17 protein-coding genes are annotated in these 15867 nt (G+C 60.8%); 1 reads left to right on the top strand and 16 read right to left on the bottom strand.

What is annotated here, in order from left to right; all coding sequences use genetic code 11:
• Position 1: 1 nt before the first annotated feature.
• From phoU to H8790_RS01725, 5 genes are all read right to left on the bottom strand, one after another.
• Positions 2-646: a phosphate signaling complex protein PhoU gene (gene phoU / locus H8790_RS01745; RefSeq protein ID WP_187333388.1), complete on the bottom strand. Its 645-nt coding sequence runs from the start codon at positions 644-646 to the stop codon at positions 2-4.
• A complete protein-coding gene (pstB, locus tag H8790_RS01740; RefSeq protein ID WP_187333387.1) occupies positions 646-1401 on the bottom strand; it encodes a phosphate ABC transporter ATP-binding protein PstB in 756 nt (251 codons plus the stop codon). The genes phoU and pstB overlap by 1 nt, the downstream gene beginning before the upstream one ends.
• A 5-nt stretch (positions 1402-1406) precedes the next feature.
• On the bottom strand, positions 1407-2258 hold the full coding sequence (gene pstA / locus H8790_RS01735; RefSeq protein ID WP_187333386.1) for a phosphate ABC transporter permease PstA: 852 nt from the start codon (positions 2256-2258) through the stop codon (positions 1407-1409).
• A complete protein-coding gene (gene pstC / locus H8790_RS01730) occupies positions 2255-3085 on the bottom strand; it encodes a phosphate ABC transporter permease subunit PstC (protein ID WP_243208612.1) in 831 nt (276 codons plus the stop codon). The genes pstA and pstC overlap by 4 nt, the downstream gene beginning before the upstream one ends.
• Positions 3086-3193: 108 nt before the next feature.
• A complete protein-coding gene (locus tag H8790_RS01725; RefSeq protein WP_187333384.1) occupies positions 3194-4114 on the bottom strand; it encodes a substrate-binding domain-containing protein in 921 nt (306 codons plus the stop codon).
• A 281-nt stretch (positions 4115-4395) separates the two neighbouring features.
• Here H8790_RS01725 and rd point away from each other — a divergent pair, with 281 nt between their 5' ends.
• Positions 4396-4554 carry a rubredoxin gene (rd, locus tag H8790_RS01720; protein WP_187333383.1) on the top strand — a complete coding sequence of 53 codons (159 nt, stop codon included), beginning with the start codon at positions 4396-4398 and terminating at the stop codon, positions 4552-4554.
• 59 nt (positions 4555-4613) lie between these two features.
• Here the strand turns inward: rd and H8790_RS01715 are convergent, their stop codons facing one another.
• The 11 genes from H8790_RS01715 to H8790_RS01665 all read right to left on the bottom strand — a co-directional run bounded on the left by H8790_RS01715 (position 4614) and on the right by H8790_RS01665 (position 15851).
• Positions 4614-4799, bottom strand: coding sequence for a ferredoxin (locus H8790_RS01715; RefSeq protein WP_187333382.1), 186 nt, complete (start codon positions 4797-4799; stop codon positions 4614-4616).
• A gap of 200 nt (positions 4800-4999) precedes the next feature.
• Entirely contained in the window at positions 5000-5677 is a 678-nt protein-coding gene (gene rnc / locus H8790_RS01710; protein ID WP_187333381.1) for a ribonuclease III, read from the bottom strand.
• A 56-nt stretch (positions 5678-5733) separates the two neighbouring features.
• Positions 5734-5982: an acyl carrier protein gene (gene acpP / locus H8790_RS01705; protein WP_187333380.1), complete on the bottom strand. Its 249-nt coding sequence runs from the start codon at positions 5980-5982 to the stop codon at positions 5734-5736.
• A gap of 92 nt (positions 5983-6074) precedes the next feature.
• A complete protein-coding gene (gene plsX / locus H8790_RS01700) occupies positions 6075-7097 on the bottom strand; it encodes a phosphate acyltransferase PlsX (RefSeq protein WP_187333379.1) in 1023 nt (340 codons plus the stop codon).
• Entirely contained in the window at positions 7094-8425 is a 1332-nt protein-coding gene (gene trmFO / locus H8790_RS01695; protein WP_187333378.1) for a methylenetetrahydrofolate--tRNA-(uracil(54)-C(5))-methyltransferase (FADH(2)-oxidizing) TrmFO, read from the bottom strand. Before trmFO ends, plsX begins: the two co-directional genes overlap by 4 nt.
• 81 nt (positions 8426-8506) lie before the next feature.
• Positions 8507-10909 carry a type I DNA topoisomerase gene (gene topA, locus H8790_RS01690; protein ID WP_187333377.1) on the bottom strand — a complete coding sequence of 801 codons (2403 nt, stop codon included), beginning with the start codon at positions 10907-10909 and terminating at the stop codon, positions 8507-8509.
• Positions 10910-10934: 25 nt separating this feature from the next.
• Positions 10935-12113, bottom strand: coding sequence for a DNA-processing protein DprA (dprA, locus tag H8790_RS01685; RefSeq protein WP_187333376.1), 1179 nt, complete (start codon positions 12111-12113; stop codon positions 10935-10937).
• A 12-nt stretch (positions 12114-12125) separates the two neighbouring features.
• A complete protein-coding gene (locus H8790_RS01680) occupies positions 12126-12896 on the bottom strand; it encodes a TrmH family RNA methyltransferase (RefSeq protein WP_187333375.1) in 771 nt (256 codons plus the stop codon).
• Positions 12897-12979: 83 nt separating this feature from the next.
• On the bottom strand, positions 12980-14512 hold the full coding sequence (gene lysS / locus H8790_RS01675) for a lysine--tRNA ligase (RefSeq protein ID WP_187333374.1): 1533 nt from the start codon (positions 14510-14512) through the stop codon (positions 12980-12982).
• Between the two features lie 23 nt (positions 14513-14535).
• Positions 14536-15012 (bottom strand): transcription elongation factor GreA, encoded by a 477-nt coding sequence (gene greA, locus H8790_RS01670; RefSeq protein ID WP_187333373.1) that lies wholly within the window; start codon positions 15010-15012, stop codon positions 14536-14538.
• A gap of 119 nt (positions 15013-15131) precedes the next feature.
• On the bottom strand, positions 15132-15851 hold the full coding sequence (locus tag H8790_RS01665; RefSeq protein WP_187333372.1) for a hypothetical protein: 720 nt from the start codon (positions 15849-15851) through the stop codon (positions 15132-15134).
• Positions 15852-15867 lie beyond the last annotated feature (16 nt).

The raw sequence follows: 15867 nt of genomic DNA, 5'->3' as shown, positions 1-15867 counted from the left end.
CTTAACTTTTGGGATGGGTCCCAGTGAGGGAATACTCCACCCACTCGGCGATGTTGGTGGCGTGATCGCCGATGCGCTCCAGATATTTGGCCACCATCAGCAAGTCCAGCCCTAACTCCCCCTGGGAGCTGTCGGCGGCGATCAGGTCGATGATCTCCTTTTTGACCTCCAAAAACAGCGCGTCCACCTTATCGTCCTCGCCGTACACAGCCCGGGCAAGGGCCAGGTCCTTGTGGACAAAGGAGTCCACGCTGTCCGTCACCATGCGGATGGTTGCGCGGGCCATGTCGCCGATGTGCAGCCGACTGGAGGCGGACACCAGGTTCACATACCGGGTCAGCTCGGCGATGTCCTCGGCCTGGTCGCCGATGCGCTCCATGTCGGAGATCATCTTCAGCGCCGAGGAGATCACCCGCAGGTCCCGGGCCACCGGCTGCTGCTGCAAAAGGAGCTTCATGCAAAGGGACTCAATGGATCGCTCCTTGTCGTCGATCTCCCGCTCGGAAGCCTTGGCTGCCTCGGCCAGGGTTTCGTCGCCATCTAAGAGCGCCTTTGCCGCGGCAGAGATCGCCTCCTCGCAGAGGGCCCCCATGCGGATCAGCTCCACGTTCAGCAGCTCTAACTGCTGGTCAAATTGGTTCCTCATTATCCAAACCTCCCTGTGATGTAATCTTCGGTCCGTTTGTCCCGGGGCACGGAGAACAATTGTTCTGTCTCCCCAAATTCGATCACTTCTCCCAGGAGGAAAAAGGCGGTGCGGTCGGATATGCGGGCGGCCTGCTGCATGTTGTGGGTCACCATGACAATAGTGTAATCCTTTTTCAGCTCCAGGGCAAGGTCTTCTATCTTGGAAGTGGAGATTGGGTCCAGAGCGGAGGTGGGTTCATCCATCAGCAGCACCTCCGGCTGCACGGCCAGGGCCCGGGCGATGCACAGGCGCTGCTGCTGGCCGCCGGAAAGGCCCAGGGCGCTTTTTTTCAGCCGGTCCTTCACCTCGTCCCAGATGGCGGCGGAGCGGAGGGATTTCTCCACAATCTCGTCTAACTTCACCCGGGAGCGGATGCCGTGGGTGCGGGGGCCGTAGGCGATGTTGTCGTAGACGCTCATGGGAAAGGGGTTGGGCTTTTGAAACACCATGCCCACCCGCTTGCGCAGAGCCGGCACGTCCATGGAGCCATAGATGTCCTCGCCGTCCAATTCCACAGTGCCGGTGATGCGGCAGCCCTCCACCAAATCGTTCATGCGGTTGAGGGTCTTCAAAAGCGTGGACTTGCCGCAGCCGGAGGGGCCGATGAACGCCGTGACCTCGTTGGCCCGGATGTCCATATCAATGCCCTTGAGGGCTTTGAAATCGTGATAATAAAGCTCCAGATTCCGAATGGAGAGTTTATATTGATCCAAAGGAGTCACCTCTCTACTTTCTTGGCGGCGTAGGACGCCAGGGCGTTGATTCCCACCACCAGGATCAGGAGGACCACACCGGTGGCATAGGCGGCCTCCATGTGCAGCCCCTCGTTCCACAGCGCGTACATGTGGATGGCCAGAGTCCGGCCGGAGGAGGTCAGCCCCGCCACACCGGTGTCTGTGCCGGAGGTGAAGATCAGCGCCGCCGTCTCACCCACGATGCGGCCGATGGCCAGGATAACCCCGGAGGCAATGCCAGGCATGGCGGAGGGCAGCACAATGCGCCACACCGTCCGCAGCCGGCCGGCCCCCAGGCCGAAGCTCCCCTCCCGATAGAGGTCCGGCACCGCTGTCAGCGCCTCCTCCGTGGTGCGCATGATGGTGGGCAGCACCATGATGGACAGCGTCAGGATGCCGGAGAGCAAAGAGTAGCCGAACTTCAGGGCAATGGTAAACATCAGATAGCCGAACAGGCCATAGACAATGGAAGGGATGCCGGCCAGGGTCTCCGTGGTCAGGCGCACCAGCCGCACCAGACGGCTGCCCCGCTTGGCGTACTCCGCCAAATAGATGGCGGAGCCCACGCCCAGGGGCACCGCAAACAGGAGGGAGGTGAGCGTCACGGTGACGGTGTTGAGAATGGCCGGCAGCATGGAGCAGTTGTCGGAGGTATACTTCCGGGCAAAGAGCCCCGGTTTCAGATTGGGCACGCCCTTGATCAGGATGTAGACCACCAGGGATGCTAAGATCAGTACCGTAATCGCGGCTGAGATGCACACCAGGGCTCTCAACAGCTTAGAGCCGGTGTACCGGGCCGGACGGCGTTCAGATGCTGCAGAAGATGGGGTTGTCATTGGGCCTCTCCTTTCCGCTTCAGGCAGGAAAAGCACAGATTGATGAGCAGGATAAAGACGAACAGCACCACTCCCGTGGCAAAGAGGGCCTGGCGGTGGAGGTCCTGGGCATAGCCCATCTCAATGACGATATTGGCCGTCATGGTGCGCACGCCCTTGAGAAGGCCAGAGGGCATGGCGGTCTGGTTGCCCGCCACCATGATGACCGCCATGGTCTCGCCGATGGCCCGTCCCACGCCCAGCACCACCGCAGCCAGCACACCGGACCTGGCCGCCGGGAGCACGGTTGCAAACACCGCCCGCTCATGGGTGGCGCCCAGGGCCAGCGCGCCCTCATAATAGCTCTCCGGCACGGCCCTCAGCGCTGCTTCCGACACGCCGATCACGGTGGGCAGAATCATAATCCCCAAGAGGACCGACGCGGTCAGCATGCTCTTCCCGCTGCCGCCGAAGATGGTTTTCATCAGGGGCACCAGAGCCATCAGCCCGAAAAAGCCGTAGACGATGGAGGGGATGCCCGCCAGCAGATCCACCGCCGGCTTCATGATCCGATGGAGCCGGGGCGGGCAGAACCGGGCCATAAAGATGGCCGTCAGCAGGCCCAGGGGCACGCCCACCAAGATGGCGCCGGCGGTGACATAGACGCTGCCCAGGATCATGGGCGCGATGCCGAACTGGCCGTTTCCCGGCTTCCAGGTGGTGCCGAACAGAAACTGGACGATGCCAATTTCACGGATTGCCGGAAACCCGCTCTGAAACAGGAACATGCAGATCAGCGCGACGGCCAGGATGGACACGCAGGCTGTCAGCAGGAATACAAAACGCATCACGGTTTCCCGGATTGCTGTGTGCTTCAACGGATGATTCCCCCTTTTCCGGTGGTTCATAGAAAGGCGCAGGAGGACGGGCTTTCCTCCTCCTGCGGCCTTTCAGAGTCAGGCAACCTCGTTCCAGTCCGTGGTTTCTCCGGTGAAGATGGAGCGAACCTGCTCGCTGGTGAGGCCGTCGATGGGATTGTCGTTGTTGACCACAACCGCGATGCCGTCCATTGCGATGACGGTGGCGGTCAGGCCGGATTCAGTTTCACTGTCCTTCAGCTCCCGGGAGGCCATGCCGATGTCGCACAGGCCCTGGGCGGCGGAAGTCATGCCGGTGGTGGAATCGCTGGTCTGGAGCTCAATGGTGGCGTTGGGGTTCACAGCGGCATACGCTTCCTTCAGCTTTTCCATCACAGGGCTGACGGAGGAGGAACCGGCCACGGAGATGCTACCGGAGGGCTGGGTGCTCTTATAGGCGCCGGTGTTTCCCTGACTGATGCAGCCATGGTCTTCCACTACTTTCTGGCCATCCTCGCTCATGATGAAGTTGATGAAGTCCTGGGCAACCTCGGAGACATCCCCCTTGGTGGCAATGTTGAAGGGTCTTGCGACCTTGTAGCTGCCGTCCTTGACATTGTCCACAGTGGCCTCTGCGCCGTCGATCTCAAGGGCCTTGACATCCTGGTTCAGGGAACTCATGGACACGTAGCCGATGGCATACTCGTTGCCGCTCACCGTGGTGAGCATCACAGCGGTGGAATTGGTGATTTCAGCCTGGTCGGTGGTCATATCCACCTTGTTGCCGTCGGCGTCCTTTTGCTCAACGCCAAGCAGCTCGATGAACGCGCCCCGGGTGCCGGAGCCATCTTCACGGGAAATAACAGAGATGCCGCCGCTGAATGTACCGGATTCACTTCCGCCGGAAGAACCCGCACCGGCGCTGCCGGAGCCGCCGGACGCCGCGCCGTTGCCGCCGCAGCCGGAAAGCAGGGCCATCACCATGGTCAGTGCAAGCAGAACAGAACCTAACTTTTTCATCAGAACAATTACTCCTTTTGTTTTCATTTATGATTTCCTCTTTGGTCTGTCCTTAGTATAGAAGATCGAAAATAAAATCCGTTACCTGCCTTTTGTAAAATCTATGTAAAGCGCCGCTTTCTTTGTAAAATGCACTGTTTTCCATTGCTTAGTGTGTAAATTTTGTCCACTTGCACATACTATTTTACATACAAGTTGCAAAAACAACAGCATTTTCCCGCAAGGCGTGCTATATTCTTTCACAGGAACAGTGATTTACGATAGAAGCAGGAGGAATCCGGATGAAAAAGTATATCTGTGAGCTGTGCGGCTATGAGTACGATCCCGCGGTGGGCGATCCCGAGAACGGCGTTGCCCCGGGCACTGCATTTGAATCCCTGCCGGAGAACTGGGTCTGCCCCTTGTGCGGTGCGCCCAAGTCCGATTTTAAGGAAGCCTGATCTTCACTCCATTCTTTTTTCGCGAAAGCGCCGGGGAGAGTTCCCCGGCGCTTTCCAGTTTATTTGGACACTTCGATGACGCTGACGGGGCAGTTGGATGCGGCTTCCTCCACCGCGTCCATCTGGTCCGGCTGAGGTTCCTGGATCACTTCGGCCTGTCCGAAGTCGCCCAACTGGAATACCTCCGGGCAGGTGGCGGCGCACAGGCCGCAGCCGATACAGCCGGGTATGATGTTCACTTCCATAAGCTCTCCTCCTTTGCTTTCCATCAGTGTCTTCCAAACCTGATAAAATATACATCCCTCCATCGCCCTGCCAGTTCCAAAAGCACTTGGCCATTGGGACAGCGGCAGTACGCCTCCGGATGAGTTCACTAAAAGGCGAAAAAGCAGGGCAGCATGAAAAATCATGCTGCCCTGCTTCATTTGCGATCGTCTCTTTAATCTTATTGCTCCTCCAGCGCGTACAGCGCGGCTTTGGCGGCTGCCTGCTCCGCTTCCTTTTTGCTGTGGCCGCTGCCGCTGCCCACCACCTGTTCGTTGAGCAGCACCTCCGCAGAGAAGGTCTTGTCGTGATCGGGGCCCTCCTCGCCGGCCATCCGGTAGAGGAGCACCTGGTCCGGCTTGCGCTGAACCAGCTCCTGAAGCGCGGTCTTGTAGTCCTTGCGCTTCTCCACTTCCTCCTGCTCCCGCTTCAGGAGCACCCGGTGGATGAGCTGGGAGGCCGCGCTGATACCGCCGTCCAGATAGACCGCAGCAAACACAGCCTCCATGGCGTCGGCCAGGATGGAGGCGCGGGTGCGGCCGCCGCCGCTCTCCTCCCCACGCCCCAACTTCAGGTACGCTCCCAGGTCGATGGACTGAGCCACCTCATAGAGGCTCTGCTCACAGACCAGGGCAGCCCGGATCCGGGTCAGGTCCCCCTCCGGCAGGTCGGGGTTGGTGCAAAAGAGGAACTCCGCCGTTACGAATCCCAGCACAGAGTCCCCCAGGAACTCCAGCCGCTCATTGCTGCTCATGCCGGAGCCCCGGTGTTCGTTGGCGTAGGAGCTGTGATTCAGGGCCTCCGCCAGCAACGCTTGATTTTGAAATGTGTAGCCCAGTTTTTTCTCCAGACTCTCCACGCCATTCCCTCTTTTCCCGAAAAGGACACCCCGCTGCCGCGCGGGGTGTTCCGTTCTTACTTATTCAACTTGCTGGTGAGATAGCGAACGGTGTCACCCACAGTTTTCAGAGCGGTCAGCTCTTCTTCCTGGATCTCGCCGATATCGAATTCTTCTTCAATTGCCATGACCAGTTCAACCAGGTCCACAGAGTCGGCGCCCAGATCCTCCTCGAAGGAAGAATCCATGGTCACAGTCTCCGCCTCAACGGCAAACTGCTCCGCAATCAGGTCCTGCAGCTTTTTCAGAATCTCTTCCGGTGTCATCGTGTTCACTCCCTTCCTAAGGTCAATGGGGAAATCTTTCCTGAAAATAATACGGCATTGTCTCTGAGCTGTCAATAGATATTCCGGTGAAATTATGATTTTTCCACCCGCATCAGCTCTACATCCCGCTCCACATCGCCGATGAAGCCGCTTTGGGCAAAGTCCCTTGCCTGACGGACGGCATTTAAGATGGCAAGGGCGTCGGAGGCGCCGTGGGCCTTGATGACCGGCTTGGAAATGCCAAGGAAAGGCGTCCCGCCCACCTCGCTGGGATTGAGCATATCCTTGAACTCGTTGATGCACTCTTTCATCAATACGGCGGCGATCTTGGTGGAGGCGCTGCGTGCGAACATGCCCTTCATGGTCTCATAGAGGAATTTTCCCGTGCCCTCCAGGGATTTGAGCATCACATTACCGGAAAAACCGTCGGCCACAATGACGTCCGCGCCGCCCATCATGGCGGTAGAGCCCTCAATGTTGCCCACAAAGTTCAGCCGCCCTTCCCCGCTCAGCTCCTGGAGCCGGGCAAAGGTGTCCCGGCGCAGCTCATCGCCTTTTTCCGCCTCGGCGCCGATATTGAGAAGCGCCACGCGGGGCTTCTCGATCCCCATGACGTGCTGGGCGTAGTAGCTGCCTAAGAAGGCGAACTGCACCAGGTACTCCAGGGTACACTCGGCGTTGGCGCCGCAGTCGCACAGCACAGCCTTGCCGCCCATCACCGGTACCTGGGGCGCCATGGCGGCCCGGCGGATGCCGCGGATGCGCTTGACCACCAGCGTCGCCCCCGAGAGCAGTGCCCCGGTGGACCCGGCGGACACAAAGGCGTCGCCCTTCCCGTCCCGCAGCAGATTGAGCCCCACGGTCAAAGAGGAGTCCTTCTTGACTTTGAAGGCCGTGGCGGGGTCGTCGCTCATCTCCACCACCTCGGAGGCGTTGGCAATCTCCACCCCTTTGGGCAGTTCCTTCCTTCCGCACTCCGAAATGGCCCGCAGCACCGCCTCGGTCCTGCCGGTGAGGATGATCTCCACCCCATATGTTTCATTTGCCTGCAATGCGCCCCGGACAATTTCCAGCGGGGCGTTGTCTCCGCCCATGGCGTCTACAATAATCTTCAAATAGGTTCCTCCTCCGGCATACCTGCCAGCACGGTTTCCCGCATGGTTTCCACAATTTCAAGGGAGCGGGCGGAGAGCTCCGCGTTCTTGTTCCGCTTCCCCTTCACCCGGTGGTCCAGCGGCGGAATCAGGCCAAAGTTGATGTTCATCGGCTGGAAGTCGCGGACCGTCTCATCGCTGATATAGAGCCCCAGCGCGCCGATGGCGGTCTCCCTGGGGAAATCCGCCGGCTGAAGGCCCAAAAGGCGGCGCGCCGTCTCCACACCGGCCAAAAAGCCGGAGGCCGCAGATTCCACATAGCCCTCCACGCCGGTCATCTGTCCCGCAAAGGAGACCCGTGGCTCGCTTTTCAGCTGGTAGTAACGGTTCAGCAGGCGCGGTGAATCCAAATAGGTGTTGCGGTGCATCACGCCGTAGCGCAAAAAGGCGGCCTCCCGCAATGCGGGGATCATGGAAAAGACCCGCTTTTGCTCCGGGAACTTCAGGTGGGTCTGAAATCCCACCAGGTTGTACACGCTGCCCTGGGCGTTATCCTTTCGCAGCTGCACCACCGCATAGGGCTCCCTCCCGGTCCGGGGATCCCGGAGGCCCCTGGGCTTCAGCGGCCCGTAGCGCAGCGTGTCCACGCCCCGGCGGGCCATCACCTCCACCGGCATGCAGCCCTCAAAAACCTGCTGGTCCTCAAAACCGTGGACCTCCGCCTCCTGGGCCTGGGTCAGCTCCGCATGGAAGGCCCGGTACTCCTCCTCGCTGAGGGGGCAGTTGATATAGTCCGGAGTCCCCTTATCGTAGCGGGATGCAAAAAAGGCGGAGTCCATGTCCACGCTCTCAAAGCTGACCAAGGGGGCGGCGGCGTCAAAAAAGTGGAGGTCATGTCCCGGACCGATCAGCGCCTGAATGGCCTCTGCCATGGGCTCTGAGGTGAGGGGCCCTGTGGCCACGATCACCTCGCCCTCAGGCAGGGCGGTCACCTCCTCCGCGCGGACCCGGATGCGGGGGTGGGAGCGGACCTGCTCCGTCACCAGGGCGGAAAAGCCCTGCCGGTCCACGGCCAGCGCGCCGCCCGCCTCCACAGCAGTGCGGTCGGCACAGCGGAGGATCAGCGACCCAAAGCGCCGCAGCTCCTCTTTCAGCAGCCCCACCGCGTTCTCCAGCCCCGCGCCCCGGAGGGAGTTGGAGCAGCACAGCTCGGCAAAGTCCCCGCTTGTGTGGGCAGGGGTTCTCTTGAGCGGCTTCATTTCGCAAAGCGTCACGTCGATCCCCCGCTGGGCCAGCTGCCAGGCCGCTTCACAGCCCGCAAGACCGGCCCCGATTACAGTAACGGTCATAGAATTCGTTCCTTTTGATGCGCCGTCCAGCGCATATTCTCAATTTTCTGATTTGGCCGCAGCCTGAGAGGTTTCAGGGGCTCACTGCTCCTGCCCTTTGGCTGTGCTCTTTTTTGCGGCGCTCTTTTTGGCGCCGGTCTTGGCCGTCTTCTTGGCGCCGGCCTTGGCAGTTGCCTTTTTCTTCTCCTCGGCGGCCGGTTCCTTGGCGGACGCAGACTTTTTTGCGGTCTTCTTCTCCGCAGGCTCTTTTGCGCTCTTCTTTCCCGCTTTCCCCGCCGTCTTCTTCTCCTTGTTCTCCGGCGCTTCCCCGGAGGGTGCCTTCTCCGCGCCGCCATTTTCCCCGGATTCCGCGGTCTTTTTCTTGGGATAGCCCCGCTTGTCCTCCGGCAGGAAGTTGGCGCAGTCCGGGTTGACGCAGAAGGGCTTTTTGAAGCCCTTGCCGGACTTTTTGAACATGGTGTGGCCGCAGACCGGGCAGTCGTCCTTCACCGGCACGTCCCAGGTCATAAAGTCGCACTTGGTCTCCTCGTTCTTATCGGAGTTGTGCTCGCAGCCATAATAGGTGTAGCCGTTTTTGGAGGTCTTTTTCAGGATGCGGGAGCCGCACTTGGGGCAGCGGCCCGGCATCTCCACCACCAGGGGCTTGGTGAATTTGCACTCCGGATATCCGGGGCAGGCCAAAAAGCGGCCAAACCGTCCGGACTTGATGACCATGTTCCTGCCGCACAGGTCGCACTTTTCCTCAGACACCTCATCGGGCACCTTGATGCGGGTCCCCTCCAAATCCTTTTCCGCCTGGGTCAGGCTCTGCTCAAAACCGCCGTAGAAATCCTGCAGCAGGCTCTTCCACTGGGTCTGCCCCTCTTCCACGCCGTCTAACTTCTTCTCCATGTTGGCGGTGAACTTCATGTCGGCGATGTCCGGGAACTTTTCCCGCATCAAGCCGGTGACCACATGGCCCAGGGCGGTGATCTTCAGGTATTTCCCTTCCTTTACCACGTACTCCCGGTCCAAAATGGTAGACACGGTGGGCGCATAGGTGGAGGGCCGTCCGATGCCCTGCTCCTCCATGGCCCGGATCAGCGTGGCGTCGGTATAGTGGGCGGGGGGCTGGGTGAAATGCTGCTGGGGGTCGAACTTCCTGAGCTCCGTGACCTCCCCCTCCTGCAGCGCGGGAAGCGGCGAGGCCTTTTCCTCCTTCTCCTCATCCCGGCCCTCTTCGTAGACCGCAGTATAGCCGGAGAACTTGAGGCTGCTGGAGCTGGCGCGGAAACTGTGGCCGTTGGCGTCGATCTCCACGCTGACGCTGTCGTAGACGGCGTTGGCCATCTGGCAGGCCAAAAAGCGGCTCCAGATCAGGCGGTAGAGCCGGTACTGCTCGCCGGTCAAATCGCTTTTCACCATCTCCGGCGTCAGGTCGATGTTGCTGGGCCGGATGGCTTCATGGGCATCCTGAGCGCCCGCCTTTGCCTTATAGTGCCGGGCCGAATCCGGATAGTAGTCTTTGCCGTAACGGCCCAGGATGAAGTTTTTGGTGGCCTCCAGCGCCTCTTCGCTGATGCGCAGGGAGTCGGTTCGCATATAGGTGATGAGTCCCACGGTACCCTCACCGGTGATGTCCACGCCCTCATAGAGCTGCTGGGCGATTGCCATGGTGCGCCGGGGGGTCATGGCCAGCTTCCTGGAGGCCTCCTGCTGCAAGGTGGAGGTGGTGAAGGGCGGCGAGGGGGAGCGCTGTTTATCCGTCCGCTTCACGGATTTGACGGAGAAAACCGCGTCCTTTGTCTCCGCAATCACCGCGTCTACAGCCTCCTGGTTGGGAAGCTCCGCCTTCTTGCCCTTCCCGTGGTAGTGGGCCACAAAATTGGTGTGCTTTGCGTCCTGGGCCTCCAGGTGGGCATCCAGGCTCCAGTATTCCTCCGGCTGGAAGTTGGAGATCTCCGTCTCCCGGTCGTCCACCATGCGGGTGGCCACAGACTGGACGCGTCCCGCCGAAAGGCCCCGGCGGATTTTTTTCCACAGCAGCGGGGAGAGCTGATAGCCCACGATCCGATCCAGAATGCGGCGGGCCTGCTGGGCATCCACCAGGTTCTGGTCGATCTCACGGGGTTCCTCAATGCTCTCCTGCACCACCTTCTTGGTGATCTCGTTGAAGGTGACGCGGCGGGTCTTCGCGTCGTCCAGGTTCAAAAGCTCCTTCAGGTGCCAGGAAATGGCCTCCCCCTCGCGGTCGGGGTCGGTGGCCAGATAGACCATGTCGCTGGCTTCGGCGGACTTTTTCAGGTCGCTGATGATGTCTTCTTTTCCGCGGATGGGCTTGTAGACCGGTTCAAAATTGTGCTCAATGTCCACGCCCAACACGCTTTTGGGCAGATCCCGCAGGTGTCCCATGCAGGCTTTGACCTCATAATTTTTCCCCAGATATTTGCCGATGGTCTTGGCCTTGGCCGGGGACTCCACGATGACCAGGTTCTGTTTTGCCATAAGGGCCTCCAAATTTCATGTCGATCTATTCTGCAAGGGTCACGGAGCGGGCGAACCGTTTTCCGCTGCTCTGCGACACATAGTTGTCAATTTCAAGCATGGTGAGGGCGGTCAGCACGCGCCTTGCGCTCAGGCCCGTCCATTCGATGAGATCGTCCACCAGCATGGGCTCGTCGCCCAGGGTCTTTAAAATGCGGATCTGGTCGTCGGTAAGGCCCGCCTCGCTCAGGTGCAGCGTCTCACGGGCCGGCCGGGCAGGCGGAGCCGCCTGGCGGGCCTCGTAGCCTAAGTTCGCGGGCGCGTGGGGCTTTCCTGCCCTGAGTTTTCCCGGAAAATGGTGCTCATACTCCCGCAGCAAATCCCAGCTTTCACTCACCAGCCCCGCCCCGTCCCGGATCAGGCGATTGCATCCCGCGCTGGCCGGCGCGTCAATGGGGCCGGGCACGGCAAATACGTCCCTGCCCTGCTCCAGTGCGGTGGCGGCGGTGATCAGGGCGCCGCTGCGCTCCGGCGCCTCCACCACGAGGGTTGCCACACAGAGTCCCGAGAGGATGCGGTTGCGCACGGGGAAATGGCGGCCCGCCGGTTCCGTCCCCGGCGGATATTCCGACATCAGCACGCCGCTTGCGGCGATGTCCTGATAGAGGTACTCGTTCTCCGGCGGGTAGACCACGTCGATCCCGCCGCCCAGGACGCCTACCGTGACGCCTCCCGCACGGAGCGCGCCCCGAATGGCGGCGCTGTCAGCTCCACGCGCCACGCCGGAGACTATAACTGCGCCTTGGCTTGCCAGTTCATAACCTAACTTTTCGGCCGAGGAAATCCCATAGGGCGTGGCGTCCCTGGTTCCCACCACCGCCACGGCGGCCTCCTCGTCCAAAAGGGGCATGGTCCCCTTCGTGTACAAAAGGCACGGCGGGTCGTAGATGTTCTTCAGCCGGGAGGGATAGGCGGCATCCTGCATGGTCATGATGCGGATGTTCAGGCGCTGGCACTCGCCCAAAATCCGGTCCGTAGCGGAGAGATCCTTTTCCTCCAGCTCAGCCGCCATAACGCGGCTCATCCCCGGGACCTGGAGATACTCTCCGCTGTCGGAGAAATAGAGGTCCTCCGGGGAGCCGAAATGCTCCAAAAGCGCAAGGCGGACCTGGTTCGTCAGCTTTTTCTTTTCCGTCAGCCAAAGCCAATACTTTAAAGCAGCCATACTGCACCCCCGTCAGCAGTTTCTTGCGCACTCCCACAGCAGCACCGCTGCTGCTGCGGCGGCGTTGAGAGACTCACAGTGTTCGCTCATGGGAATCCGGACCGTAGCGTCGCAAAGGCGCAGCAGCTCCTCCGAGAGCCCCCGCCCTTCGCTGCCGACAGCGAGAGCCAAAGGCTGGCCGCAGTCCATCTCCCTGATATCCAGGGTATCGCTCCGCAGCGCTGCGCCATAGAGGCGGATACCGGAGCGCCGGAGAAGCGCCGCCGTCTCCGCAGCGCCTCCCCGCCAGACGCTGCAGCGGAACACGGCCCCCATGGTGGAGCGCACGGTCTTGGGGCTGTAGAGGTCCGCGCAGCCGTTCACCAGAAAGAGCCCGTCGCACCAGAAGGCGTCGGCCGTGCGCAATATGGTGCCCACATTTCCCGGGTCCTGGACCCCGTCTAACACCACATAGCGCTTTCCGGGAAGAGGCGCCTCCGGTGCTGGCCGCTGCGCCATGGCGCAGATGCTCAGCACGCCCTGAGGGGTCTGGGAGGGCGCGATGGAGCGCATGACGTCCTCGCTGACCTGGACCAGCCGCACCGGATCACCCAGCGGCGGCAGGGGCGTTCCGGCGGTACATACCACGGTATGCACACTCTCCGGCGCCCAGGCAAGCGCCTCCTCCAGCAGCTTTGGGCTGTCGCAGAGGAACTCTCCCCGGTCCCGGCGGTAGCTTCCGGAGGCGGCCAGCTTGCGGATATGGGTGCACAAGGGATTCTGTCTGCTGCTAATGGTCTCCATGTACCGCGCCTCCCTCATCATATACGAACTTGTGCAAAACCGGGGAACGGGAAGCCGGCAAACCGGCTTCCCGTATTTGCAGTTTATTTCTCTTCCTCAGCCTTTGCGCCCTTGCCGTCGGCAAGGGGCTTCATGGTCGGGAACAGGATCACGTCGCGGATGGTGTCGGTGCCGGTGAGCAGCATCACCATGCGGTCCACGCCCATGCCCATGCCGCCGGTGGGGGGCAGGCCGTACTCCAGGGCGTTGATGTAGTCCTCGTCCATCATGCTGGCCTCCTCATCGCCGCGCTCGCGCTGCTCCACCTGCTTCTGGAAGCGCCACTTCTGGTCGATGGGGTCGTTGAGCTCGGAGAAGGCGTTGGCCAGCTCCGCACCGCAGATAAAGAGCTCAAAGCGCTCGGTCAGGCGCTTGTCCTTGGGGCTGCGCTTGGTCAGGGGGGAGACCTCGACCGGGTACATGGTGATGAAGGTGGGCTGGATCAGCTCATCCTCCACCCGCTGGTCAAAGCACGCATACAGGGCGTTGCCCCAGGTGCGCTCGGCGGCGTCGTCCAGCTCCACGCCGATCTTCTCCGCCGCGGCCACTGCCTCGGCGTCGTCGGAGATGGCCATGAAGTCGATGCCGGTGTGCTGCTTCACCGCGTCAGCCATGGTCAGCCGGGGCCAGCCGGGCGTCAGGTCCACGTCGTGGCCCCGCCACTTGACCTGATAGGTGCCCCGCAGCTCCCGGGCGCCGCTGGTGATGATGCCCTCGGCAATGTCCATCATGGTATGGAAATCCGCATAGGCCTGGTAGAGCTCAATGGTGGTGAATTCCGGGTTGTGCTTGGGGTCCATGCCCTCGTTGCGGAAAATGCGGCCGATCTCATAGACCCGGTCCATGCCGCCCACAATCAGGCGCTTGAGAGGCAGCTCCGTGGCGATGCGCAGGTACATATCCATGTCCAGCGTGTTGTGGTGGGTGATGAAGGGCCGTGCGTTGGCGCCGCCGGAGATGGTGTTCAGCACCGGCGTCTCCACCTCCAGATAGCCCAGGTTATCCATGTAACGGCGGATCAGGGAAACGAACCTGGAGCGGAACTCAAAATTCTTACGGGACTCCGGATTGACGATCAGGTCCACATAGCGCTGACGGTAGCGCAGCTCCTGGTCCTGGAGGCCATGGAACTTCTCCGGCAGGGGGCGCAGGGATTTGCTCAGGAGGATCACGTCCCGGATGCGGACGCTCATCTCGCCCCGCTGTGTGCGGAACACCTCGCCGGTGACGCCCACGATGTCGCCGATGTCATACTTCTTGAACTCGTTGTACTGCTCTTCATCCATCTCATCCTTGCGGGCATAGAGCTGGATGCGGCCATCCCTGTCCTGCAGGTCGCAGAAGCTGACCTTACCCATGCCGCGTTTGCTCATCAGACGGCCCGCAACACGGACTTCCTGGCCCTCCATGGCGTCAAAATTCTCGCGGATCTTGCCGCTGGTTGCATTCCAGTCAAAAAAAGTCTGCTCAAAGGGGTCCTTGCCGGCGTCCTGCAAAGCCTTCAGCTTTTCCCTGCGAATCCGCAGAATATCGGAAAGCTCCTGCTGCTCGGCGTTCTGGTTCGTCTGATCTGCCATAGTATCGTCCATCCTTTACTTTTTTATCTTTCGATCTTCTTGACAATATAAATAAGCGTCCCCTTGGGGGCCTCCACACTGACTTCCGCGCCCTCTTTGGCCCCCAGCAGGGCCTTGCCGAAAGGCGACTCCTCCGAGATGGCACCGTGCATGGGATCCGCCTCCTGGGAGCCCACAATCTTATAGGGCGGCAGGTCCTTGCCGGTTTTTTTGTCGGTGACGATCACCTTGCAGCCGATGGTCACCTGGTTGGACGGGGCGTTGCTCTCGTCCACGATCACCACATGCTGCAAAATTTCCTCCAGCTCGGCAATGCGGGAATAGAGTTTGCCCTGCTCGTTTTTGGCCTCGTCGTATTCGCTGTTTTCACTGAGGTCGCCAAAGCCGCGAGCCACTTTGATCATCTCGGCCACCTCGTCGGAGCGGGTGGTCTTCAGATAGTTCAGCTCCTCCTGCAATTCCTGGAAGCGGGCCTCGCTCATTCTGTACTCTTTGTTCATGCACTCGGGTCCTTTCTGTTGTATGGTTTTCAAAAAACGCATCGCCCCCGCGGGAACATACTTATACTATTATATACCATGAATCATGGAGTGTATTATAGTGAATCCCTTCCGGATTGTCAAGCATTGGAACGCAAGGACTTCACTTCAATTTGATTTGCCCGCAGAATTCCAGTCTGGACCAGCGCCGCGGCCAGCTGTTCCTCCTCGCAGCCGGATGGAACCTTCATCTGCTCGGGCAGCCCCAGGACCCACCGCTCCTGGCCCCCCTCGTAGAGGGGCAGCACGCACCGGTTGTGCAGGCTCAGTTCCTCCCGGCGGTCGAAGAGCAGCAGGATATCCGAGCGCTCTATCTGCTCCACTGTGGGACGCTGCAGCACCGAAACGCCGTACTCCCGCTGAAGGCCGCGGCACATGGCCTCCGCTCCGTAAGGCACCGAGAGCAGGACATAGCGGTTGCGCAGACATAGCTCCGTCACCGCCCGCTGCAGATCGCCGCTGAGCCGGTCCCCCACCACGGCGGTGACGGCACTGCCCGCCGTCAGGCCAAGCTCCACCATGGCGCAGCGCACCGCCTCGGCGGCCAGCTGACGGTGCAGCGGCTGGGGGTCCACCGGCCGGACACCCCGCTTGAGAAACACCTCCGGATAGGGGAAGCCCTGGGGGAAAATTGCCTGCCGGATGCCGCCGCGCTGCATCGCCCTGGCGGCCCGGCCCGCCCAAAACCGGTTTTCCCGCCCGATCACCACCCGGTACACCCGCATCCCGCAGATCACCGCTTCTCCCGCCGATATGGAGTTTACCCGCTTCTCACCAGCCCATTCCACATAGCCAAACATATACCCGTCCTCCTTT

It is taken from the genome of Oscillibacter hominis, from assembly GCF_014334055.1.
GTDB lineage: Bacteria > Bacillota > Clostridia > Oscillospirales > Oscillospiraceae > Oscillibacter > Oscillibacter hominis.
Note: the sequence above shows the minus strand (reverse complement) of the source record. Positions and strands in the feature narration are given on the sequence as shown.